This window comes from Bradyrhizobium sp. Bra64 (assembly GCF_024519875.1).
GTDB classification, from domain to species: domain Bacteria; phylum Pseudomonadota; class Alphaproteobacteria; order Rhizobiales; family Xanthobacteraceae; genus Bradyrhizobium; species Bradyrhizobium japonicum_G.
Genome location: NZ_JALJRD010000014.1, coordinates 102676 through 125167 on the forward strand (window position 1 = coordinate 102676; position 22492 = coordinate 125167).

Sequence of the window (22492 nt, forward strand, 5' to 3'; positions counted from 1 at the left end):
ATGCCCTGATGACACCAATCCCTAGAGGATATTGAAATGGCCGTTCCGAGAAGAAAAACCTCGCCGTCGCGCCGTGGCATGCGCCGCTCGGCAGACGCCATCAAGAAGCCGACCTATGTGGAAGACAAGGACTCCGGCGAGCTCCGTCGTCCGCATCATCTCGACCTCAAGACCGGCATGTACAAGGGCCGTCAGGTCCTGAAGAAGAAAGAGTCCTGAGTTAAGGATCTTTCTCCGGGCGGGATCATTTCGCCTGCCTGATTTCGGCCAACCCATGAGATATGACGGTGACGGCGGCGGAGCGAATGCTTCGCCGCCGCATTGTCCTGTCTGGATATCTTGATCGAGAAGGCATTTCGCCGATGGTCGGTTTCCCGCTGCTCCTGATCCCGCTCGCGGTCTACAATATCATCGCCTTCCTGATGCCGAGCGTGTCCTTTACGGACGTGCTGTTCAAGGTGCCCATGATCACGGGCGAGGCCTGGCCGGTCACGCTCGCCGACGTGATGCTCGCGCTCGGAATCGTGCTGCTGCTGCTCGAGGTGGTGAAGGGCGCGCGGCCGGGCGCGAGATTCCTGATGGATCATTTGCTGTCGCTGATCGTGTTTGGCGCGGCTGCGGCCGAATTCGTGATGTGGCCGAAATTCGGCAACTCCACCTATTTCCTGCTGGTGCTGCTCGCGATGGCCGATTTCCTCGGCGGCATCGCCCAGCGCACGCGCCGCCGCGTCGCCTATGCCGGCGAGACGACAGCGCCCGCTTCGCGCAAGGCCAGGCGTCAGGCCGAAGCGCCGGCCGATGAAGCCGTCGCCGAGCCCAAGTTCGAGCCGCTGATTGCGCCGCAGCCGGCCCCGGCGGCGCCGCCCGCGCCCACTGCGCAGTCGGTCGCCGAATCCGTGCTGATGGACCACCCGGCACCGAAGCCCGTCCAGAGCATGCCTTCGCCGGATTTGCAGCCGGGCAACGGCACGCCGCCGTCTCCCGACGCGCCGCCGCGCTGATCGGCCTCAAGCCACCTGTCGCGTCCGCGCGCTGACGCTTCCCAGCGGATGCTTGCTGCCATAGGCCATCTGCGCGTCTTCGGAAGACGCGCAGCGGAGCCGGTTCGTCTGCGGCAGGTGCTCGGCATTGGCGATCAGCTGGGTGACGAAGCTCGAATCGGGGCGCGATAGCGGCGCCTTGTTGGCCAAGCGCAGAAGCGGCAGCAGCGGCACCAGGGCCGTGCCAGTGCCGTTGTCCGCCTGGACCGATCGATCAGTACTGAACATCGCAATCACCGTTGGTCCGGCGAGCCTGTCGCGTTTCGGGACGCTGGCGCCGGTGCGTGTCACGTACTCGCAAGGCCTATGCCGGCCGGGCCGGTTTAGTTCCGCAGGCCTGCAGAACGTGGTTTCCAAATTGTTTATGAACTTTGCCTAGGGTCAAAGGCGAATCTGGTTCTATCCTGTGCCGACCCAGGACTCTCCGCTGTCCCGAAACGAGGCGATTTTGACCCCCGCATTGCCGCAAGCCTCCGACATCCTGGCTGCTCTCGGCCAGGCCGTGTTCGCCTGGGACGTCGCCAGCGATGCCATCGTCTGGGGTGATCAGGCCAGTGCCATCTTCCCCGGCATTCCCGCCGAGCGGCTGGCCACCGGCGCCGAGTTCGCCAAGCTGATCGAGCCCGTGCAATCGCTGCGGACCGCGGCGCTGGCGCAAACCGCCGCCGTACATGGCGCCGACGGCACGCCCTACCGGGTCGAATATGGCGTACGCTTGAGCGCCGCCGATCCCGTGGTCTGGATCGAGGAGACCGGGCGCTGGTTCGCCGGGCCCGACGGCCGCCCGGTGCGTGCGATCGGCTCCGTCCGCATCAACAATGAGCGCCACGCCCGCGACGAGGAATTGACGAAGCTGGCCCGGCTCGATCCGCTGACCGGCGAGCTCAATCGTTCGCATCTGATCGCGGCGCTGGCCGAGGCGATCGAGGAGACGACCCGCTTCCGCTCGACCGCGGCCTTCATGCTGGTCGGCATCGATCATCTCGCCCGCGTCAACGACGCCTTCGGCTTCGACGTTGCCGACGCCGTGATCCTCGACGTCGCCAAGCGCATTCGCGCGCGCCTGCGCGGCGGCGACGTGCTCGGGCGCTTCTCCGGCAACAAGTTCGGCCTGATCCTGAAGAACTGCACCGTCGACGACATGAACGTCGCCGCCGAGCGCTTCCTCGCCGGCATCCGCGACGAGGTTGTGCCGACCAAATCCGGCCCAGTCTCGGTCACCGCCTCGATCGGCGCGGTCAGCGTGCCGCGCTATGCCCGCAACACCGACGAGGCCGTCAATCGCGCCCACGAGACTCTGGACGCCGCGAAGCGGCGCCGCGTCGGCTCGTTCGCGGCCTGGCGCCCGGATGCCGCGCGCGACGCCCAGCGCCGCGTCAACATCCGCGTCACCGACGAGATCGTCACCGCGCTGAACGAGCGCCGGATCAAGCTCGCCTATGAGCCGGTGGTTGCTGCCGCCTCGCGCGAGCGCGCGTTCCATGAATGCCTGGTGCGGATGGACCAGGGCGACGGCCAGGTGCTGCTGGCGCCCGACATCGTGCCGGTCGCCGAACGACTCGGCCTCATCCGCCTCGTCGATCATCGCGTGCTCGAGCTGGTGGTCGCCGAGCTCGCGGCCGCGCCCGACATCTGCCTCAGCCTCAACATCTCGCCGGATACCACGATGGATCCGGACTGGTGGGCGGGCATCGAGTCGCTGATGCTGGCCCATCCCGGCGTTGCCGAACGGCTGATCGTCGAGATCACCGAGACGGTCGCGATCCAGGACATCGACGACGTGCGCGGCTTCGTCACCCGGCTGAAGAATTTCGGCAGCCGCATCGCCATCGACGATTTCGGCGCCGGTTACACCTCGTTCCGGAATTTGCGCAAGCTCGGCGTCGATATCGTCAAGATCGACGGCGCCTTCGTGCAGAACATCACCCATTCGGCCGACGACCGCGCCTTCGTGCAGACCCTGATCGATCTCGCCCGCCGCCTCGACATCAAGACGGTCGCCGAATGGGTGCAGGACGAAGAAGCCGCAAACATGCTTCGCGACTGGGGCTGCGACTACATCCAGGGTCGCCTGATCGGGCTGGCGTCGGCCGAGCGGCCGTGGGGCACGCCGCCGGATAGCGCGCTGCCTGCGGCGGGGTAGGGACCGCGCTTCGCGCGGCTGCGAGCTAACCCACCCAACGCAGATCCTTACGCCACGCGTCGAACCGCGTTCAGCGTCTCGATGGCGCGTCCGACCTCGGACGCCGGACACGGCCTGCCGAAATAATAGCCCTGCACGGCGGTGCAGCCGCATTCACGGACGAAGTCGAGCTGCTCGATCGTTTCGACACCCTCGGCCGTGGTCTCGACGCCGAGCACTGAGCCGAGGCTGGCGATGGTGCGGACGATGGCAATGCTCTCCGGGCTTTCGCCGAGCGTGCCGACGAAGGAGCGATCGATCTTGATGCGGTCGAACGGAAACTTGCGCAGATAGCTCAGCGAGGAATAGCCGACGCCGAAATCGTCGAGGCTGACGCGCACCCCTAACGCGCGAAGCTGGTGCAGGATCTCGATCGTCGCCTCGCTGTCGTCGAGCAGCGCCGTCTCGGTGACCTCGAGCTCGAGCCGCTGCGGCGGCAGGCCGGCTTCCGCAAGTGCGCTCGTGACCATCGCCACCAGCCCGCGCGAGCGGAACTGCACCGGCGACAGGTTCACCGCGACGGTGACATCGGGCCAGGACACGGCGGTCGCGCAGGCGGTGCGCAGCACCCATTCGCCGATCGGGACGATCAGTCCGTTCTCTTCCGCGATCGGAATGAATTCGGCTGGCGAGACGAAGCCGCGCGACGGATGCTTCCAGCGCAGCAACGCCTCGAAGCCGGTCAGCTCGGTGGTGTCGAGCCGCACCTGCGGCTGGAATGCCAGGTCGAACTCACGTGCCTCGAGCGCGCCGCGCAGATCGTGCTCCAGCGCGTGCCGGCTGCGCGCCTCTTCCTCCATCTCGGGCTCGAACAGCTGAAAGGCGCCGCGCCCCTTGGCCTTGGCCTGGTACAGCGCGAGGTCGGCGCATTTCATCAGCTCGTCGGCATCGAGCCCGTGATCGGGCGCGATGGCGATGCCGACGGAGACGCCGACATGGATCGATTGGTTCTCCAGCGGCGGCGGGTGACCGATGATCTCCACCAGGCGGCGTGCGAGCTTTTCCGCCGATTGCGGCTGCGGTCCGCGCTGGAGGACGGCGAATTCGTCGCCGCCGAGCCGCGCGACGGTGTCGTGCTCGCCGACATTCTCCTTCAGCCGCGCCGCGACCCAGCGCAACAGCCGGTCGCCGGCCGCGTGGCCGAGGCGGTCGTTGACGGTCTTGAAATTATCGAGGTCGAAGCACAGCACGGCCATCGCGCCGCCGGCGATCGCGACCTGGTTCAGTCCCTCGCCCATCTTCTCGCGAAACAGAGTGCGGTTGGGCAGGTCGGTGAGCGAATCGTGCCGCGCCATGTGCGCCACGCGAGCCTGGGCCTTGTGGCGCTCGGTGACGTCCTCGTAGGTGACGACCCAGCCGCCGTGCTCCATTCGCTTGTGATTGAGCTTGATGATCCGGCCGTCGCTCAAATGGCGGTGCAGCGTGTGCTCGCCCTCGCGCAGCCTCTCGACATAATCGGCATAGAGCCGCGCGGCGGTGGTGTTCGGATGGGTGCCGAGCTCGCAGCTGTGCTCCATGATCTCGCGCATCGAGACACCTGGCTTCACGACGTCCGGCGACAGGCCGTACATCTCGATGTAGCGGCGGTTGCAGACGATCACGTGCAGGCTCGAATCCAGCATGCAGAGGCCCTGGCTCATGTTGTTCAAGGCCGCGTCGAAGCGCCGATACTGCTCGCTCAACTCCTCGATTGCGTGCTCGCGCTCGGTGATGTCCTCATAGGTGGCGACGAAGCCGCCCTCGGCCAGCGCGCAGTATCGCACCGAGATCATGGTGTCGTTCGACATGCGCCGGCGCATCGGCGAGGAATCGCGGTTGGCGATCCTCGCGCTGGCGGCTTCCAGGAGCTGCTGCGGACTATATTCGGAGGAGAACGCACCTTTCGCCATCGAGCGCTCGATCAACTCGGCGAGATGCGTCCCCGGTTTGGTCTCCTCCGGCGACAGCCGATAGATCTTCCGGTAGGTGGTGTTGCAGACACGCAGGCGCATCCCGCTGTCGTAGAAGGCGAGCCCGTGCGCCATGTTCTCCAGCGCCGCATCGAGAATGAAGTTCTGTTGCCGCAGCGTCTCCTCGTATTGCAGCCGCTCCGTGACGTCTTCATGCACCGTCACCCAGCCGCCGTCCGGCAGGAAGCGGGAGACCGCCTGCACCATCCGCCCGTCATAGCGCATCACCAGCAGGGTTTTCGCCTTCCTGGCGCGCACGTCCTCCAGCCTGGCGTCATGGAACTCGTCGGCCGACATCCCCGGCAAATTGCCGCGCGACAGCCAGTGATCGATGGCCGTGCCGTGCGTGGCGCCCGGCTTCACGATTTCGGGGTCGAGATTGTAGAGCTTCAGGAAACGTTCGTTGCAGACGACGACGCGACTGTCGGAATCATACATGATGAGACCGTGCGACATGTTGGCAAGCGCGTGTTGGCTGCGCTCGGTCTGCACGCGCAGCTCCGCCTCGAGCCGTGCGAGGCGGCTGACGTCGTCACAGATCGTCATCCAGCCGCCGCCGGGGAGCGGCTTCAGCTCGAGCGCCATGACGAGGCCGCTCGCGAGCGTCTGTTCAGTCCGGAACGGCTGGCCGGCCGCGATCCGCGCCATGCGCGCTGCATAGAGCGCATCGACTTCCCCTGCGGGGATGTTGCCGAGCGTCGCGCTGTGGGCGAGCACGTCGCGGTAGCTCGTGCCGACCCGGACGGTCTCGGCCGACATGTTGAACAGGCTGAGATAGCGCTGGTTGACCAGCACGATCCGGTTGGCGGCGTCGTAAACGCAGACGCCCTGCTCCATGTGATCGAGCGCAAGCTGGCTCAGCCCGACCAGGGCCTGCGGGCCCTCTTCGCGGCGTGCACCAAGCTCGTTGTCGCGGGTCGACGTCATGGGATCGGCAGGTCTCGGCGGGCAATAGACTTAACGCAGCGTAATTCAGCCGCCGAGGGTAGCGAAGAGGCGGGAAAATTCCCTTAAGCGCAGTAGTTTACGGAGGGTGACCAGCAAGGCGGAGAGTGGGCCGTACAGACTACGCTCATGCGGGCTACAGGAGGGCGCGACCTCCTACGGTCCGTACAGCACGAGTTCCGTATCCGTGAGGTCGGCGAGCTGCGGCCGGTGCGGACCCTTGAAATATTTGCGGCCGCGCCGCTCGGTGTAGATGCCGACGAGGCCGGGAACCGGGCCATTGGAGTCGACGGCGACCGAGATCTTGCCGAGCCGCAGCAGCAGCCGGCCGATGCGCCCTGCGCATTCGACGTACTCGGCAGCGTTGCGGCAATAGATCAGCTTCATCGCGGGCGGCGCAATGAAGCCGCGGCGGATGCGCACCGGTTGCAGGATGAAGGGGAACGTTCCCTTCGGGGTACGGCAGACGAGGCTGAGGCAATTGTAGCGCGCGTGCCGCGTCAGGAGCTCGGTTTCGACTTCGGAAAGTCCATCGATCGTCTTGGCGTGCTGCGAGATGACCTCGATCTTGCTCCAGCGCGGGACGCGTGCCAGCGCGGGTACGGAGAAGAATATGCCACGGCAATAGGCGCGAAAGCCTTGCGTCTCGATGATCGGCCAGGTCCAAGGCGCCGGGCTGATGTTGAGATAGGTGACGTCCTTGTGCCGCTGGGCGATCTTGGTCAGGAGCGGCGCATAGTTGCGGTAAGCCGGATCGACGTACCAGCTCGACAAATTGCACTGGATGGCTACCTCGTCGCCGGCCTTCCGCGTCGTGTAGATCAGCAGCAGCACGCCGACCGGTGTGCCGTCATTGTCGAGCATGTAGCCGAAGCGCGGGTAGCCTTCCGGCACCGGCCGGAAGGCCTGCCGGCGCAGGCCCTGGATCCAATAGTCGCGCGAGCGGCCCACGAAGCCGCGCGTCAAAAGGTCTGCGACCGCCTCGACGTCGGCCTCGGTGATCTCGCGGCATCGGACCTTGGTGTGGATCACGCTCGTCTTTCCCGTGGAAATGACAGGCCTCGTTCCGTTAGCGCCAGCCTTCGCCATGAGCATCGGCCGCGACGTGCGGCTGCATGCCCATGAGCTCGCGCACCTTGGCGGGCCAGGCGGAAAGATCAGTGCCGTGGGTGTGGAACATCGCGACGGCCAGGCGGTCCATGCCGAAGGCGACGCAGCCCGTGTGGGCCGGCTCGCCATCGTCGTCCTGGATGCCCCAGGTCGTGCCGAAATGCTCGCGGTGATAGTTGAAGCTCATGCAGGCGGTCGGCTGCTCCTCCGAGCGCAGCGGGATCAGCAGCTCGAACTTGAGCTGCTGCTGCTTCTGGCTCACCGCCTTCATCTGGCCGACGCGGCCGAAGAAGGGATCGCTGGCATAATCGACGCGGAAGGTGAGACCGAGATCGGCCGCGATCGCCTGCGCGCGCACCATCCAGCGCTCGCGGAAATCGGCGACGTCGTCGGGGCTTCCGATGCAGACATATTCGCGCATCCGGAACGATTGCAGCCGGTCGAGGTGCTTCGACGGCTCACGGCGGAAGCAGTCGGCGGCGACGTCGAAGCGCAGGCCGCCCTTCGGCAACTGGCCGCGGCTCGCCGCGATCGGATAGACCGGATAGCAGGCGGCGGGCGACAGCACGAGGTCGGCGGGCGACAGCGAACTGGTCCAGTCGCCACCGGCGTCGAAGCGGCTCACCGCGGCGTTGATCTCGCGCTCGGTGCCGTGCAGGCCGCAGACGCAGCCGAGCAGGTTCGGAAAGCTCTTGAGATAGCCGGATTTTTCCAGCTGGGCCCGGCTCATCACCGGCGGGAAGCGCATCACCTCGGTGCCGGCCTCGCGATGGCTCGTGATCAGTGCGGCGAGCTTTTCGACAACGCCCTCATAAAGCGCGGTGCGGGCGTAGACGCCGTCCGAACCCATGGGGTGAAACAGCTTGTCGGCGAGATGATCGAGCGGATCGATGGCTTGCGGGGCGGTCTCGGGTGAATCGGGAAGAACAGCAATGTTCATATTCGACTTCCTGCTATTTGAAATTATTGTTGTTGGTCGAGAAGATTTGTCGGTCCGTAAGGCACGTCAGTCCCGAAAGCTTTTCAATCGCGAAGGCTGGTTGGCACGCCGCTCATCAACGTCGAGGTCGCAGCATTGGCCAGAATGCGGTCATTGTTGATCATGATCGGCGACGACAGCACGTCGCGCAGGTGGCGGCCCATGGTGAACTCACCGTCGTTGCGGTAGCCCGAAAGACCGGCCGTGCGCATCGCATGCATCACAGTCTCGACTGCGAGCTCGGAGGCCTGCACCTTCAACAGAGTGATCGAAGACTGGAAGTCGAGTGAACTCAGGGCGCGTTCGTCATGCTCGGCGTTGGCGAAGGCGTCGATATTGGCCGAGATCAGCGCGCGCAGCTTGGCCAGCGACATCTTCGCGGCGGTGAAATGCGCCGCGGCCGGGGGCATCTGGCCGCCGGAGCCGCGCGCCGCCTTGCGGACGAAGGCCTGCGCGCGCGTGACCGCGGCAGCGGCGATGCCGGCCCAGGCGGATGACCAGCACAGATGCGCGAAGGGCGTCATGGTCTGGGCGTGGATCTTGTCGTAGGATTCAGGGAAGACGCGGTCGGCGGGGCAGTCGACCCTCAGCTCGAAACCGGTCGAGCAGGTGCCGCGCATGCCGAGCGTTTCCCATCCCTGCGTCTGCTTCAGCGAATAATCGTCCCTGGCGAGCGCCAGCAGCACCTGGTCCGAGGCGGCGGCTTCGGTGGCGCGGCGGGCGATGGTGACGAGGCCGTCGGCCTCGGCGCCGTAGGAGATGACGGTGGCGTCGCGCACGAGCGAGACGGTGTCGCCGGCGTGATCGACGGCAGCCGCGCTGGCGCGGATGTTGCCACCGTTCTGGCCTTCTGTGGTGGAGGAGGCGAGCAGCCACTGGTCGCGTGCGACGCGCCGCATCATGGTTTCCATCCAGGGAATGCCGTGGCCGTGCCTGACGACACAGGCGACCTTGGTCGTGTGCATCGCATAGACCATCGCGGTCGAGGCGCAGGCGCGTCCCAGCGTATAGCAGATGTCGGTGACGTCGTGGATCGAGGCACCAAGCCCGCCGAACTCGACCGGGACCATGACGCCGAGCAGCTTTTGCTCGCGCGCGATCTCGAAAGCCTTGTGCGGGAATCGGGCGTCGCGATCGACCCCGTCTGCGTCGGCCGCCGCCGCGGCGGAGGTTCGGGCGGCGCGCTCGATGAGGGAAGGACCCTGCTCGAGAAAGCTCGTCTGCGTCTCGTCGACAGTGAGAACTGCTTCACGCACGTTCATGCTCGTCCGCCTCCGGTTTGCCGTTCGAGATCGCCGGCATCATTCGCGATGCCGCTTAAAGCGATCTTCCGACCATCTTTGCTTGTGATTGGAGGCTACGGATTTAATTCAAATTCGTCGATGAAATACAGGGTAAACGATCTGCAATTCCGAATGAACAGTTAAGGTCGGGTTGTTTGCATCACCCAAGTTTCCGCAATCGCGTTAGGAATCTGGAAGAAGCTCGAATTCCAGACAATCTGAGTCATCGTTTACTAAGAAACGCGAAGTAATGGTACCGACCATTGCAGGATCGTCGCGTCGTGCCCATCGTACCCGGCAACCGGTCCGACCTTATGACAGACAAACGGGAATTTGCCGATGCAGGCCTTCGATACTGACGTGCGCAATCGCATCATCAAGCTGGTGAAGGGTATCCTCGAGCAGAACTCGCTCGTCGCCGACGTCACGCCGCAGACCAAGCTCGTCGACGTCGGCCTGACCTCGATGGACATGGTGAACCTGATGCTCGGCGTCGAAGCCGAGTTCGACTTCACCATTCCCCAGTCCGAGATCACGCCGGAGAACTTCCAGTCGGTCGAGACGCTGGAGCGCATGGTCGCGACCCAGCTGCAGCCGGCGACCGCGGCTTAGTCAAACGCTCGTCTCGTCCGGACTGCAAGGCCGCTCCACCCCCGTTCCAAAACCGCCGCAAAACTGGCATAGCTTAACCTTGTCGCACGTAGCTGACAGGGTGGAGCAGGCATGACGCAGGCGGTATTGGGCATCATCGGTGGCTCCGGCATTTACGATCTGCCGGGGCTTGAGAATGCTCGCGAAGAGGTGATCCAGAGTCCCTGGGGCGAGCCGTCGGCGCCGCTGCGGCGCGGCTCCATTGCCGGCCTGCCGATCGTATTCCTGCCGCGCCATGACAAGGGTCACCGGCTGTCGCCCTCCGACATCAACTATCGCGCCAATATCGACGTCCTCAAGCGCGCCGGCGTCACCGACCTGATCTCGCTGTCGGCCTGCGGTTCCTTCAAGGAGGAGATGCCACCCGGCACCTTCGTCCTCGTCGACCAGTTCGTGGATCGCACCCACAAGCGCGAGAGCTCGTTCTTCGGCCGGGGCTGCGTCGCCCATGTGTCGATGGCGCATCCGGTGTCGCCGCGCTTGCATATTCACCTCGCCGCGGCCGCCGAAGCCGAGGGCATCGCGTTCGCGCGCGGCGGCACCTATGTCTGCATGGAGGGGCCGCAATTCTCCACCTATGCGGAAAGCATGACCTACAAGACGCTGGGCTATTCGGTGATCGGCATGACCAACATGCCCGAGGCGAAGCTCGCCCGGGAGGCCGAGATTTGCTACGCCACCGTCGCCATGGTGACGGATTTCGACTGCTGGCATCCCGATCATGACGCGGTCACCGTTCAGGACATCATCCGCGTGCTGACCACAAACGCGGACAAGGCGAAGTCGCTGGTGGCGCGGCTCGCCAAGGATTTTCCGCGCGAGCATGAGCCGTGCCCGATTGGCTCGGACCGTGCGCTCGACACCGCGCTGATCACTGCGCCAGAGGCGCGCGATCCCGAGCTCCTGAAGAAGCTCGATGCCGTGGCGGGGCGCATCCTGCGCGGTTGAGACGAAAGGCAGAATGCCATGAAGGTCGACGGCAAGCATTTCCGCAGCATCTGGCGCGAGCATGACGGCTGGTCGGTCGGCGCGATCGACCAGCGCCGGCTGCCGCATGAGTTCGTGGTCGCGCGGCTTACCTCGTGCGAGGACGCGGCGGTCGCGATCCGCGACATGCTGGTGCGCGGCGCGCCGCTGATCGGCGCCACTGCGGCCTATGGCATGGCGCTCGCGATGCGCGAGGATTCCTCCGATGCCGGCCTGAAACGCGCCTACGACAGGCTCGTCGTGGCGCGGCCGACTGCGATCAATCTGAAATGGGCGCTCGACGAGATGCACGCGAGTCTCGCGCCGATTGATCCGCTGGAGCGGGCGGAAGCTGCCTATGCGCGCGCCGATGAGATCGTGGAACAGGATGTCGAGATCAACCGTGCCATCGCCGGCAACGGCCTGAAATTGATCGAAGCGATTGCGGCGAAGAAGCCGGGCGAGACGGTCAATGTGCTGACCCATTGCAACGCAGGCTGGCTCGCCACCGTGGATTGGGGCACGGCGACCGCCCCGATCTATCTCGCGCATGAGCGCGGCATCAAGGTCCATGTCTGGGTCGACGAGACCCGTCCGCGCAACCAGGGCGCCTCGCTCACCGCCTGGGAGCTTGGCCATCACGGCGTGCCGCACACCGTGATCCCCGACAACACCGGCGGGCACCTGATGCAGCATGGCATGGTCGATCTCGCCATCGTCGGCACCGACCGCGTCGCTGCCAACGGCGACGTCTGCAACAAGATCGGGACCTATCTGAAAGCGCTCGCCGCGCACGACAATTGCGTGCCGTTCTACGTCGCGCTGCCGTCGCCGACGATCGATTTCGCCGTTGATGACGGCATCCGCGACATTCCGATCGAGCAGCGCAGCGGCACTGAGGTCACCGATATGACCGGCCGCACTGCGGATGGCAGGCTGGAGACGGTTCGGATCGTGCCGGAGGGCTCGCCGGTCGCGAACTACGCCTTTGACGTCACCCCGGCGCGTCTCGTCACCGGCCTCATCACCGAGCGCGGCGTGCTGAAGCCGGATCGCGCCTCGCTCGCGGCGGCGTTCCCCGAACGGGTCGCCGCTGCGGCGGAGTGAGAAGTTTGGCGATGAGCGTCGATCCAATCTCGTCATTGCGAGCGTAGCGAAGCAATCCAGAGTCTTTCCGCGGAGGCAGTCTGGATTGCTTCGCTGCGCTCGGAATGACCGGGATGATAGACTAACCCAGCGTCAACCCCGTGGCTGCCTCGAGCTCGGCGATCGCCTGCGTGCCGCTGGTGACCTTGATCGTCGTCATTCCCATCTCGCGCGCGGGTTTCAGATTGACGCCGAGATCGTCGAGATAGACGCAATTGTTCGGATCGACCTGCAGCGTCTCGACCATCAGCTTGTAGATGCGCGGATCGGGCTTGCGCAGCCCGATCTTCGCGGACTCGATGACGTGGTCGAACAGCACCATCACCTCAGCGACGTAGAGTGAGCGCCCGGTCATGCTGCCGATCGCGTTCGCGGGCAGATTGTTGGTGATGCAGCCGGTCCTGAATTGCGCCTTGATGCGCTTCAGCGCCTCTACCATCTCGGGGCGCAGATCGCCCTGGAGCAGCGGCAGCACGTCGCGCCCGCGTACCTCCGCGCCAAGCGCGAGCGACTCGGTGGCGAACAGTTGGTCGAAGGTGTCGATATCGACCTCGGCGCGCTCGAACTTCGCCCAGGCGTTTTCCAGGTGATTGGCGGCATTGGTGCGCCGGATGATGTCGACGGGCAGGCCGCGCTCGGCCTCGAATCGCGTGAACGCCTCGAATGGCGAACTCGTCAGCACGCCGCCAAAATCAAAGATCACAGCTTCGATCGTCAAGGTTCCGCCCTCGTCAATTCCTTTCCAAGAGGGCTAGCATGCGATATCGGCAAGGGCCAGTCTGAAGCAATCCTTCGCCGTCACCGATGCCGTCGTTAGAGCGTGTTCCCATGAAAAAGCCGGTCATTCTCATCATAGCCACGCTGCTGCTCGCGGCCCCCGCCCATGCGATCGTCGGCGGCGGCACGCCGCAGGCGGATGGTGTCGCGCGCGCCGTCGTCACCATCGTCGGCTCGCGCGGCAACTTTTGCACCGGGAGCTTGATCGCGCCAAGACTGGTGCTTACCGTCGCCCACTGCGTGCAGCCGGGGGCTGATTACAAGATTATCGACCGCGGCGCCGACGGCCAACCGCAATTGCTGAATGTGCGCACCGTCGCGATCCATCCGAACTTCAACATGCAGGCGATGCAGGCACATCGCGCCACCGCCGACGTGGCGCTGTTGCAACTCGATATTCCACTCAAGGGAAAATCCACGGTGCCGGTCGGCATGCCGAATATTCCGATCCGGATCGGCAGCCGCTTCGTGGTTGCCGGTATCGGTGTCACCGTGCGCGGTGACGGCAAGAGTGGCGGCACGATTCGTGTCGCTGCGCTCGTCGCCACGGGTCAGCCCGGCGCCTTCCAGATCCGGCTGGTCGATCCCGTAACCAACGGTGTTCGCGACGGAATCGGTGCGTGCACGGGTGATTCCGGCGGTCCCGTGTTCGAGGACAAGCCGAACGGTGCCGTGCTGGTCGGCGTCATCAGCTGGTCCACGGGCCCGAACGGCGCTGCCGGTTGCGGCGGGCTGACCGGCGTCACGCCGCTCACGCTCTATCGCGACTGGATCTTGCAGACCGCGCGGAGCTGGGGTGCGGCGCTGTGATTTGACCGCGAATTGATCTATGTCATTTTGTAGCGGAAACGCGACGAGCGATGCTGCCCGTTGCGGAGGAAACGCGTTGCCCGGACAAGGGCGGCCACAAAAATAAGCAAGGCATAGAAGCAACAATGAATGTCGCTGTTCGCAGTCACGCTACGGCCAAACAGGCTTCTGAACATTTCGACGTGTTGATCGTCGGCGCCGGCATCTCCGGCATCGGCAGCGCCTATCACATGACAAAGCAGCTTCCGGGCGCGAGTTTCGTCATCCTGGAAACGCAGGCGACGTTCGGCGGCACCTGGACCACGCATCGCTATCCCGGCATCCGCTCCGACAGCGACCTCCACACCTTCGGCTACAGCTTCAAGCCCTGGGTCGGCCCGCCGATTGCGACCGCCGAGGAAATCCTCGCCTATATGAACGAGGTGATCGACGACAACGATATCGCCCGGCATATCCGCTACAAGCACAAGATCAATTCCGCGAGTTGGTCGAGCGAGAACAATCTCTGGACCATCGAGGCGGTGACGACCGACACCGGCGAACCGAAAACCTTCACCGCCAATTTCCTCTGGATGTGCCAGGGCTATTATCGCCATTCGGAAGGTTACACGCCGGAATGGAAGGGCACTGATAGCTTCAAGGGCCGCATCGTCCATCCGCAGACCTGGCCTGACGACATCGACCTTGCGGGCAAGAAGGTCGTCGTGATCGGCTCGGGCGCGACCGCAGCGACGCTGGTACCGAACATCGCGGACAAATGCGCGCATGTCACCATGCTGCAGCGCTCGCCGACCTATTTCCGGCTAGGCCGCAATGCCATCGAGATCGCGGAGGAGCTGCGCCGGCTTCAGGTTGACGAGAAATGGATCCACGAGATCGTTCGCCGCAAGATCCTGTTCGAGCAGGACGCGTTCACGAAGCTCTGCATCTCCAAGCCCGAGCAGGTCAAGAAGGAGCTGATCGGCCAGATCAGCGCGGTGCTCGGTCCTGACTACGACGTCGAGACGCACTTCACGCCGAGCTACCGGCCGTGGCGGCAGCGCATCGCCTTCGTGCCGGATGCCGACCTGTTCAAGGGCATCGCCAGCGGCAAGGCCTCCGTGGTCACCGACGAGATCGAATGCTTCGTCGAGAACGGCATCCAGCTCAAATCCGGCGAACTGCTCGAGGCCGACATCATCGTGACCGCGACCGGCTTCAATCTCGCCGCACTCGGCGACATCGCCTTCGAGGTCGACGGCAAGCCGCTCGCCTTCGGCGACACCGTCACCTATCGCGGCATGATGTTCACCGGTGTGCCGAACATGGTGTGGGTGTTCGGCTATTTCCGCGCGAGCTGGACGCTGCGCGTCGATCTCGTCGCCGACTTCGTCTGCCGGCTGCTCGGCCACATGAAGGCGAAGGGCACGAAGAAGGTCGAGGTCAAGCTCCGCGCCGAAGACCACAACATGCCGATCCTGCCCTGGATCGATCCGGAAAACTTCAATCCGGGCTACATCATGCGCGACATGAACCTGTTGCCCAAGCGCGGCGACAAGCCGGAATGGCAGCACAGCCAGGACTACTGGACCGAGAAGGACGAGATTCCGAAGACGGATCTGGACGACAAGGCGTTCGTGTACGGGTGAGGGGGCCGTGCATGTGAGGGCCGGTCGCGATTGCCACAAACTCCGCTGTCGTCTCCGGGGCGCGAAGCGAGCCCGGGACCCATACTCCCAGGGAGTGGTTATAAGACGAGCTGATAACTTCGAGTCTTCGCCAAATTTCTCCCTGTGGCTATGGATCCCGGATCTGCGCTCCGCTTCGCTGCGCTTGTCCGGGACGACACTGTTTTTTGGGTAGGTTGCGTCTCGACTCATTCGCAGTATCGCTACGAATTCCGCCGTGTCGCATTCGCCGCAATCGCCGCGGCCGCCGTCCGGTTCTCCACGCCGAGCTTGGCGTAGATCTGCTCCAGATGCTTGTCGACCGTGCGCGGGCTCAATCCCAAGATCTGTGCGATGTCGCGGTTGGTCTTGCCCTTGCTGAGCCAGGCCAGCACCTCGCCCTCGCGGGTGGTGAGGCCGAGCTCGCTGGTGAATTCGGGCGGCAGCGCAGTGCCGGACTCCCTGGAGAGGCGCAGCAGGAACTCGTTCGGGGCGGTTTCGCCCATGTAGTAGAACCGAAGTTGCGGATTGTCTGGCAGGGAGGCCGTCTGCGACTTCGCGCTGCCCTTGCCCTTCGCCTGCCCCAGCCATTGCAGCAGTGAGGGCGGCAGGACGAAGTCGTCGGCCTGTGTGCCGTGGTGGTCGGACAGCAGCTTCTGCGCCTGCGGCGTCGCCCAGAGCACGTGACCCTGGCGGTTGACCGCGAACAGGAAGCGGCCGGACACGTCGAGCGCAGCGCGCGCGCTCTGGGTCAGCCGGGCATTGCCGAGATGGACGCGGATGCGCGCCAGCATCTCCTCGATCACGATCGGCTTGGTCACGTAGTCGACGCCGCCGGCCTCCAGCCCGCGCACGATGTGCTCCGTTTCGGCAAGGCCCGTCATGAAGATCACGGGCACATTGGCAAGGCCGGCGTCGCGCTTCAGGCGCCGGCAGGTCTCAAAGCCGTCGATGCCGGGCATCACCGCGTCCAGCAGCACGATGTCGGGCGTGATCTGGTCGACGATGCGCATCGCCGAGGCGCCGTCGAGCGCCACCATTACCGTCATTCCGGCGCCGTCGAGCGCGTCGGTGAGCAGCCGCAGCGTCTCCGGGGAGTCGTCGACCACCAGCGCGACGTCGCGCTTTTTCGGCTCAGTGCTCATACGCATGCAATGTTTTCAATGTGGCCATGTACTGGTCGAGGTCGAAGCGGTCGACCAGCGATCGCATCTGCGCGACGAAATCGGCATGTTCAGGGTGCTCGCTGCCGATCTCGTCCAGCTTCAATTGGATGCCTTTGACGTAGCCGATCTGGCCAAGCCCGATCAGTGCCTCGATGTGCCGCACCGGCGGCCGCGAGCCGCTCTCCGGCTGCCACAACGGCACGAGGATCTCGTCCGAGCCGTATTGCCACTCGAGCTTGAGGAGCTGGCGAATCGTCTCCAGCAATCGCGGAATGTCGATCGGCTTCATCAAATAGCCGTCGTGGAAGGGCTGCGCCAGCGGCGTGCCGTGGGCTTCGAGCGCACTGGCCGACACCATCAGGATGCGCGCCTGGTGATGGCCGCTCGCGCGCAGCGTCTCCGCGACCGTCCAGCCGTCCATGCCCGGCATGGAAATATCGAGCAGGAACAGATCGGGCCGGCAATGCTGCGCCAGCGCCAGGCAGCCCGGCCCGTCGGGAGCGCTGAGCAGGATGAAGCCGAGCGGAGTCAGTACCTCGCGCAACAGGTCGCGATGAACGGGGTCGTCGTCGGTGACGAGAATGGTCTTGCGCGCGCCGTGATAACCGGAGACCGGAGCCTCCACCGGCGCGATGCGCCTGGGATTGGTGACCTCCGAGAGCAGCATCTTCACCCTGAAGGTGCTGCCGCGGCCGACCGTGCTGGCGACCTTGATGTCGCCGCCCATCACGCCGGCCAGCAGCCGGCTGATCGTAAGCCCCAATCCCGTACCGGTCTGCGGCTGCGAAACCCCGAGCGCGCCGCGCTCGAAGGGCGCGAAGATCCGTTCGAGATCGTCGCCCTGGATGCCGGGGCCGGTATCGATCACCTCGAACTCCGCGACGGGGCTGCGATAGTGCACGACGAACTGTACGCTGCCGGTCTGGGTGAATTTGATCGCGTTGGACAGCAGGTTGATCAGCACCTGGCGCAGCCGCTTCTCGTCGGCATAGACGACAACCGGCAGGTGCGGCGGCCGCCTGAATACGAAGTCGATGCCCTTGGCGGCGGCCTGAAGACGGAACATGCCGACGAGCTGGTCGAGGAACTCGCTCAAGCGCACTTCGTCGCGCGAGAGATAAAGCCGCCCCGCCTCGATCTTGGAGATATCGAGGATGCCGTCGATCAGGCCGGAGAGGTGATCGGCGCTGCGGCGGACGACGCGGACCTGGTCGCGCGGCTTGGTGTTGAGCGTCGAATCCTGCTCGAGCAGCTGGGCATAGCCGCTGATCGCGTTCAGCGGCGAACGCAGCTCGTGGCTCAGGCCCACGACGTAGCGGCTCTTGGCGAGGTTGGCGGATTCGGCGACCTCCTTGGCGCGCTGGAGCTCGGCGTCGGTGCGCTTGTGCGCGTCGATCTCCTGGATCAGCAGTGTGGTCTGCCGTTTGGTTTCGGCCTCCGCCGCGCGGCGGCTTTGCTGTGCCAGCACGAACAGCCAGGCGACCACGCCGATGATGATGCTGAGCGAGAAGAAGACCTTCCAGAGTACGTTGGAGACGAGCGTGTTCTCGCCATGAATGCTCGCCGAGGTCTGGAGATAAATCAGCCCAAGCACCAGCGCGACGAGGCCGGCGGAGACGACGAACACGCCGATGTAATGGCCGAACTGCGAGTTGATCCGCTGATAGATCGGCTGCGGCAAAATCCTGCTGAGCGCGTCGGCGAACTGTACCTGCGCGCGCGCATGTGGCTTGCAGAGGTCGTGGCAGCGCGCGTCGAGCGAGCAGCACAGCGAACAGATGGGACCGGCATAGGCGGGGCAGGACGTCATGTCCTCGGGTTCGAAGCTGTGCTCGCAGATGCAGCACTGGATCGACTCGATGTTGGCCCAGCTCCGCTTCGGCTTGCGCGCGATGTAGTACTTACCGTCGGTGAGCCAGGCGATCACCGGCGCGGTGACGAAGGCGACGGTGAGCGCGACGAAGGCCGCGAGCGCCTTCATGGTCGGCCCGAACAGGCCGTAGAACGCCGCGATCGAGACGATGATCGCGAGCGTCATCGCGCCGACACCGACCGGGTTGATGTCGTAGAGATGCGCGCGCTTGAACTCCATTTGCGGCGGACGCAGGCCGAGCGGCTTGTTGACGACGAGATCGGACACCAGCGCGCCGACCCAGGCGATTGCGACGTTGGAGTAGAGCGCAAGCGTCTGCTCGAGCGCCTTGTAGACGCCGATCTCCATCAAGAGCAGCGCGACCATGACGTTGAACACCAGCCAGACGACGCGCCCGGGATGGCTGTGGGTGAGGCGCGAGAAGAAGTTCGACCAGGCGATCGATCCGGCATAGGCGTTGGTGACGTTGATCTTGAGCTGCGACAGGATCACGAATACGCCGGTCAGCGCGAGCGCGAGATCCGGCTCCGACAGCACGTATTGAAATGCGACCAGGTACATATGCGCGGGTTCGGCGGCCTCTTCCGGCGGCACACCGTGGCTCAGCGCAAAGAAGGCGAGGAACGAGCCGGCCAGAAGCTTTAGCGCGCCGAGCACGATCCAGCCCGGTCCCGCGCTCATCAGCGCAATCCACCACGACGCCCTGGAGGTGCGGCGGTCGCGTGGCAGAAAGCGCAGAAAGTCGACCTGCTCGCCGATCTGCGCCACCAGCGAGAAAACCACCGAGGAGGCGACGCCAAACAGCAGCAGATCAAAATGTCCGCCGAGGTCGCCGTGCTCGCCGGCAAATTTGTGCCATTCCGTGAAGGAGTGGGGATTGGCCCATGCAATCGCGGCAAAAGGCAGGATGTGCAGGACGACCCAGAGCGGCTGCGTCCAGAGCTGGAAGCGGCTGATCAGCGTGATGCCGTAGGTCACGAGCGGGATGATCGCGACCGCGCTGATGAGGTAGCCGATCGGACGCGGAATCCCCAGGCACATCTCCAGTGCGGTCGCCAGGATCACCGCCTCGACCGCGAAGAAGATGAAGGTGAAGGAGGCATAGATCAGCGACGTGATGGTCGAACCGATATAACCGAAGCCGGCGCCGCGGGTGAGCAGGTCAATGTCGATGCCGCATCTGGCGGCATAATAGGCAATCGGTACGCCGCAGCAGAAGATGATGGTTGAGACGACGAGGATCGCGGCAGCGGCGTTGGTGACGCCGTAATTCAGGGTGATGGTGCCGCCGATCGCTTCGAGCACCAGGAACGAGATCGCGCCTATGGCCGTGTTGGCGACGCGGGCGGCGGACCAGCGGCGCGCGCTCTTGGCGGTGAAGCGCAGCGCGTAGTCTTCCAGCGTCTGGTTGGCGACCCATTGGTTGTACTGGCGCCTGACGCGGTCTATTCGCTGCCGCCCTGCCACTGAAACCCCGCTCCCGAACTCGCCGGACCTCTCGCAAATCCCGTACCAAAAGCCTACGTCGCTATTTTGCGGTGCAGTATACGCGATCTTGCGTATGCTTGCGGTGCACAAATTCGAGCCATCCTCTCAGGACCAATCGCGTGTCCTCGAACAAAAGTGGGGTGCTCATGTCAGACGAAGCAAACAAGGGCCTGTTATCGCCGCTCCGGCGTAAACTATTGATGGGAATGGCCGCCGTACCGGCCATCTCGATGCTGCCGCGGGCGTCTTTTGCGCAGACGCCGGCCACCTCGGCGGTCAATACGACGGGCCTCGCGGTCACCGACACCGAAGTGACCGTCGGCATCCTGCATTCGGCGACCGGCACCATGGCGATCTCCGAGACCGGCTCGATCGAGGCCGAGAAGCTCGCCATCGAGCAGATCAACGCCGCCGGCGGCGTGCTCGGGCGCAAGATCAAGTTCATCCAGGAGGACGGCGCCAGCGACTGGCCGACCTTCGCCGAGAAGGCCAAGAAGCTGCTCGTCAACGACAAGGTCGCGGCGATCATGGGTTGCTGGACCTCGGCCTCCCGCAAGGCCGTGCTGCCCGTCGTGGAGCAGTACAACGGCATGCTCTACTACCCGACCTTCTACGAAGGCCTCGAGCAGTCCAAGAACGTGATCTACACCGGCCAGGAAGCGACCCAGCAGATCCTCGCTGGCCTGAACTGGATAGCGAAGGAAAAGGGCGCGAAGTCGTTCTTCTTCATCGGCTCCGACTACATCTGGCCGCGCACCTCGAACAAGATCGCGCGCAAGCACGTCGAAAACGTGCTGAAGGGCAAGGTCGTCGGCGAGGAGTACTATCCGCTCGGCAACACCCAGTTCAACTCGGTCATCAACAAGATCAAGCTGACCAAGCCCGACGTGATCTTCACCGACGTCGTCGGCGGATCGAACGTCGCCTTCTACAAGCAGCTCAAGGCTGCCGGCATCGACCTCTCCAAGCAGGCGCTGCTGACGATCTCGGTGACCGAAGACGAGATCGACGGCATCGGCGGCGAGAACATCGCGGGCGCCTATGCCTGCATGAAGTACTTCCAGTCTCTCGACAATCCGAACAACAAGGCCTTCGTGCCCGCGTTCAAGAAGATGTGGGGCGAGAAGACCGTGATCGGAGACGTCACCCAGGCTGCCTATCTCGGCCCGTGGCTGTGGAAGTTGACGGTCGAGAAGGCCGGCTCCTTCGATGTCGACAAGATTGCGGCGGCTTCGCCCGGCGTCGAGTTCAAGGGCGCGCCGGAAGGCTATGTGCGCATCCACGAAAACCATCACCTCTGGTCGAAGACCCGGGTGGGACGCGCCAAGCTCGATGGTCAGTTCGAGCTGATCTACGAGACCGCCGATCTGGTCGAGCCGGATCCGTTCCCCAAGGGCTACCAGTAAAAGTCGCGGCGTCAGCCGCGGCTTCCCTCAAGATCACACCGCTCCCTGGCGTGGATTGCAAGTCCATACCCAAGACCCCCGCGTCGCGAACCTGCTCGCGACGCGGGACCCTATCCCCGACGGAGGACATCGATGTTCGGCGACTATTCGCTTGGTGATCTTGGTTCCATCTTCGTCATGCAGGGCTTTGCAGGACTGATCCTGTTCTCGGTCTACGTCCTGATGGCCCTAGGGCTCGCGATCATCTTCGGCCAGATGGGCGTCATCAACATGGCCCATGGCGAGTTCATGATCCTCGGGGCCTACGTCACCTGGATGACCTCGAATTTCTTCCAGACCTATTTGCCGAGCCTGTTCAGCGGCTATTTCTTCCTCGCCATGATCCTGGCCTTTGTCGCGTCCGGCGCATTGGGGATGCTGGTGGAGTGGGTGCTGATACGGCATCTCTACAAGCGCCCGCTCGACACCCTGCTGGCCACCTGGGGTCTCAGCCTGATGCTGCAGCAGGCCTATCGCTCCGTGTTCGGCGCGCGCGAGGTCGGCGTCGAGTTGCCGCAATGGATGCTTGGCTCGCTGCACGTCAGCGACAGCATCGAGGTGCCGATCAACGGTGTCTTCGTGATGTGTCTCACCGTCCTCATCACCGTCTGCGTCGCCTATGTGATGTACAAGTCGCGCTGGGGCCGCCAGGTGCGCGCTGTGGTGCAGAACCGCATCATGGCCGGCGCGGTCGGCATCAACACCGAGAAGGTCGACCGTTACACGTTCGGGCTCGGTTGCGGTATCGCCGGCGTCGCCGGCAGCGCCTTCACCATGATCGGATCGACCGGGCCGACGTCGGGTCAGCTCTACATCGTCGATACCTTCCTCGTCGTCGTGTTCGGCGGTGCCGCCAGCCTGCTCGGTACCATCGCGTCGGCATTCTCGATCTCGCAGACGCAATCCACCCTCGAGTTCTTCATGTCGGGCTCGATGGCCAAGGTGCTCACGTTGCTCGCCGTTGTCGGAATCCTGATGCTGCGGCCGCAGGGGCTGTTCGCCCTCAAGGTCCGCAAGTGAGAAATGGGGCTGATGC

18 protein-coding genes are annotated in these 22492 nt (G+C 64.4%); 10 read left to right on the forward strand and 8 right to left on the reverse strand.

The features are described 5' to 3' along the window. The first annotated feature begins 36 nt into the window (after positions 1–36). Together rpmF and NR187_RS29465 are read left to right on the forward strand one after the other, a co-directional pair. Positions 37–219 (forward strand): 50S ribosomal protein L32, encoded by a 183-nt coding sequence (rpmF, locus tag NR187_RS29460; protein WP_007598106.1) that lies wholly within the window; start codon positions 37–39, stop codon positions 217–219. Between the two features lie 143 nt (positions 220–362). Beyond that, positions 363–1001 carry a hypothetical protein gene (locus NR187_RS29465; protein ID WP_256808610.1) on the forward strand — a complete coding sequence of 213 codons (639 nt, stop codon included), beginning with the start codon at positions 363–365 and terminating at the stop codon, positions 999–1001. A gap of 6 nt (positions 1002–1007) precedes the next feature. Here the strand turns inward: NR187_RS29465 and NR187_RS29470 are convergent, their stop codons facing one another. Next, on the reverse strand, positions 1008–1268 hold the full coding sequence (locus tag NR187_RS29470) for a hypothetical protein (RefSeq protein ID WP_211384022.1): 261 nt from the start codon (positions 1266–1268) through the stop codon (positions 1008–1010). A 220-nt stretch (positions 1269–1488) separates the two neighbouring features. On the opposite strand from NR187_RS29470, the gene NR187_RS29475 reads away from it, so the two are divergent. Then, positions 1489–3183, forward strand: a complete 1695-nt coding sequence (locus tag NR187_RS29475; RefSeq protein WP_256808611.1) for a GGDEF domain-containing phosphodiesterase — start codon at positions 1489–1491, stop codon at positions 3181–3183. Positions 3184–3230: 47 nt separating this feature from the next. Here the strand turns inward: NR187_RS29475 and NR187_RS29480 are convergent, their stop codons facing one another. The 4 genes from NR187_RS29480 to NR187_RS29495 all read right to left on the reverse strand — a co-directional run bounded on the left by NR187_RS29480 (position 3231) and on the right by NR187_RS29495 (position 9467). Then, positions 3231–6098 carry a PAS-domain containing protein gene (locus NR187_RS29480; RefSeq protein WP_211384024.1) on the reverse strand — a complete coding sequence of 956 codons (2868 nt, stop codon included), beginning with the start codon at positions 6096–6098 and terminating at the stop codon, positions 3231–3233. Positions 6099–6272: 174 nt separating this feature from the next. Continuing rightward, positions 6273–7148 (reverse strand): acyl-CoA acyltransferase, encoded by an 876-nt coding sequence (locus NR187_RS29485; protein ID WP_211384025.1) that lies wholly within the window; start codon positions 7146–7148, stop codon positions 6273–6275. A 37-nt stretch (positions 7149–7185) separates the two neighbouring features. Next, complete coding sequence (locus NR187_RS29490) at positions 7186–8166, reverse strand: amino acid--[acyl-carrier-protein] ligase (protein ID WP_256808613.1); 981 nt, start codon at positions 8164–8166, stop codon at positions 7186–7188. Positions 8167–8249: 83 nt separating this feature from the next. Then, positions 8250–9467: an acyl-CoA dehydrogenase family protein gene (locus tag NR187_RS29495; protein WP_256808614.1), complete on the reverse strand. Its 1218-nt coding sequence runs from the start codon at positions 9465–9467 to the stop codon at positions 8250–8252. A gap of 360 nt (positions 9468–9827) precedes the next feature. Here NR187_RS29495 and NR187_RS29500 point away from each other — a divergent pair, with 360 nt between their 5' ends. From NR187_RS29500 to mtnA, 3 genes are all read left to right on the forward strand, one after another. Continuing rightward, positions 9828–10100 carry a phosphopantetheine-binding protein gene (locus NR187_RS29500; RefSeq protein WP_256808616.1) on the forward strand — a complete coding sequence of 91 codons (273 nt, stop codon included), beginning with the start codon at positions 9828–9830 and terminating at the stop codon, positions 10098–10100. A gap of 111 nt (positions 10101–10211) precedes the next feature. Further along, on the forward strand, positions 10212–11087 hold the full coding sequence (locus NR187_RS29505) for an S-methyl-5'-thioadenosine phosphorylase (protein WP_256808617.1): 876 nt from the start codon (positions 10212–10214) through the stop codon (positions 11085–11087). 18 nt (positions 11088–11105) lie between these two features. Then, entirely contained in the window at positions 11106–12212 is a 1107-nt protein-coding gene (gene mtnA, locus NR187_RS29510; RefSeq protein ID WP_211384030.1) for an S-methyl-5-thioribose-1-phosphate isomerase, read from the forward strand. Between the two features lie 121 nt (positions 12213–12333). On the opposite strand, the gene NR187_RS29515 is transcribed toward mtnA, so the two are convergent. Then, entirely contained in the window at positions 12334–12969 is a 636-nt protein-coding gene (locus tag NR187_RS29515; RefSeq protein WP_211384031.1) for an HAD-IA family hydrolase, read from the reverse strand. Positions 12970–13079: 110 nt separating this feature from the next. Between NR187_RS29515 and NR187_RS29520 the strand changes: the two genes are divergently transcribed. Both NR187_RS29520 and NR187_RS29525 read left to right on the forward strand, forming a co-directional pair. Next, positions 13080–13838 carry a trypsin-like serine protease gene (locus NR187_RS29520; RefSeq protein ID WP_211384032.1) on the forward strand — a complete coding sequence of 253 codons (759 nt, stop codon included), beginning with the start codon at positions 13080–13082 and terminating at the stop codon, positions 13836–13838. A gap of 125 nt (positions 13839–13963) precedes the next feature. Next, positions 13964–15466, forward strand: coding sequence for an NAD(P)/FAD-dependent oxidoreductase (locus NR187_RS29525; protein ID WP_211384033.1), 1503 nt, complete (start codon positions 13964–13966; stop codon positions 15464–15466). A gap of 242 nt (positions 15467–15708) precedes the next feature. On the opposite strand, the gene NR187_RS29530 is transcribed toward NR187_RS29525, so the two are convergent. After that, positions 15709–16635: a response regulator gene (locus NR187_RS29530; protein ID WP_211384034.1), complete on the reverse strand. Its 927-nt coding sequence runs from the start codon at positions 16633–16635 to the stop codon at positions 15709–15711. Further along, positions 16619–19990: an ATP-binding protein gene (locus tag NR187_RS29535; RefSeq protein ID WP_256808618.1), complete on the reverse strand. Its 3372-nt coding sequence runs from the start codon at positions 19988–19990 to the stop codon at positions 16619–16621. The genes NR187_RS29530 and NR187_RS29535 overlap by 17 nt, the downstream gene beginning before the upstream one ends. A 167-nt stretch (positions 19991–20157) precedes the next feature. On the opposite strand from NR187_RS29535, the gene urtA reads away from it, so the two are divergent. Beyond that, the gene (gene urtA / locus NR187_RS29540) at positions 20158–21417 is read left to right on the forward strand and encodes an urea ABC transporter substrate-binding protein (protein WP_256808619.1); all 1260 of its coding nucleotides are present in this window, start codon (positions 20158–20160) and stop codon (positions 21415–21417) included. Between the two features lie 132 nt (positions 21418–21549). Beyond that, entirely contained in the window at positions 21550–22476 is a 927-nt protein-coding gene (gene urtB, locus NR187_RS29545) for an urea ABC transporter permease subunit UrtB (protein ID WP_211384037.1), read from the forward strand. Positions 22477–22492 lie beyond the last annotated feature (16 nt).

What these genes read in the sequence shown, in the direction of transcription:
- urtB (WP_211384037.1), top strand. Translation starts at nt 21,550, where the DNA reads ATGTTCGGCGACTATTCGCTTGGTGATCTTGGTTCCATCTTCGTCATG.
- mtnA (WP_211384030.1), top strand. Translation starts at nt 11,106, where the DNA reads ATGAAGGTCGACGGCAAGCATTTCCGCAGCATCTGGCGCGAGCATGAC.
- NR187_RS29525 (WP_211384033.1), top strand. Translation starts at nt 13,964, where the DNA reads ATGAATGTCGCTGTTCGCAGTCACGCTACGGCCAAACAGGCTTCTGAA.
- NR187_RS29530 (WP_211384034.1), bottom strand. Translation starts at nt 16,635, where the DNA reads ATGCGTATGAGCACTGAGCCGAAAAAGCGCGACGTCGCGCTGGTGGTC.
- NR187_RS29480 (WP_211384024.1), bottom strand. Translation starts at nt 6,098, where the DNA reads ATGACGTCGACCCGCGACAACGAGCTTGGTGCACGCCGCGAAGAGGGC.
- urtA (WP_256808619.1), top strand. Translation starts at nt 20,158, where the DNA reads ATGTCAGACGAAGCAAACAAGGGCCTGTTATCGCCGCTCCGGCGTAAA.
- NR187_RS29470 (WP_211384022.1), bottom strand. Translation starts at nt 1,268, where the DNA reads ATGTTCAGTACTGATCGATCGGTCCAGGCGGACAACGGCACTGGCACG.
- rpmF (WP_007598106.1), top strand. Translation starts at nt 37, where the DNA reads ATGGCCGTTCCGAGAAGAAAAACCTCGCCGTCGCGCCGTGGCATGCGC.
- NR187_RS29495 (WP_256808614.1), bottom strand. Translation starts at nt 9,467, where the DNA reads ATGAACGTGCGTGAAGCAGTTCTCACTGTCGACGAGACGCAGACGAGC.
- NR187_RS29505 (WP_256808617.1), top strand. Translation starts at nt 10,212, where the DNA reads ATGACGCAGGCGGTATTGGGCATCATCGGTGGCTCCGGCATTTACGAT.
- NR187_RS29520 (WP_211384032.1), top strand. Translation starts at nt 13,080, where the DNA reads ATGAAAAAGCCGGTCATTCTCATCATAGCCACGCTGCTGCTCGCGGCC.
- NR187_RS29500 (WP_256808616.1), top strand. Translation starts at nt 9,828, where the DNA reads ATGCAGGCCTTCGATACTGACGTGCGCAATCGCATCATCAAGCTGGTG.
- NR187_RS29465 (WP_256808610.1), top strand. Translation starts at nt 363, where the DNA reads ATGGTCGGTTTCCCGCTGCTCCTGATCCCGCTCGCGGTCTACAATATC.
- NR187_RS29490 (WP_256808613.1), bottom strand. Translation starts at nt 8,166, where the DNA reads ATGAACATTGCTGTTCTTCCCGATTCACCCGAGACCGCCCCGCAAGCC.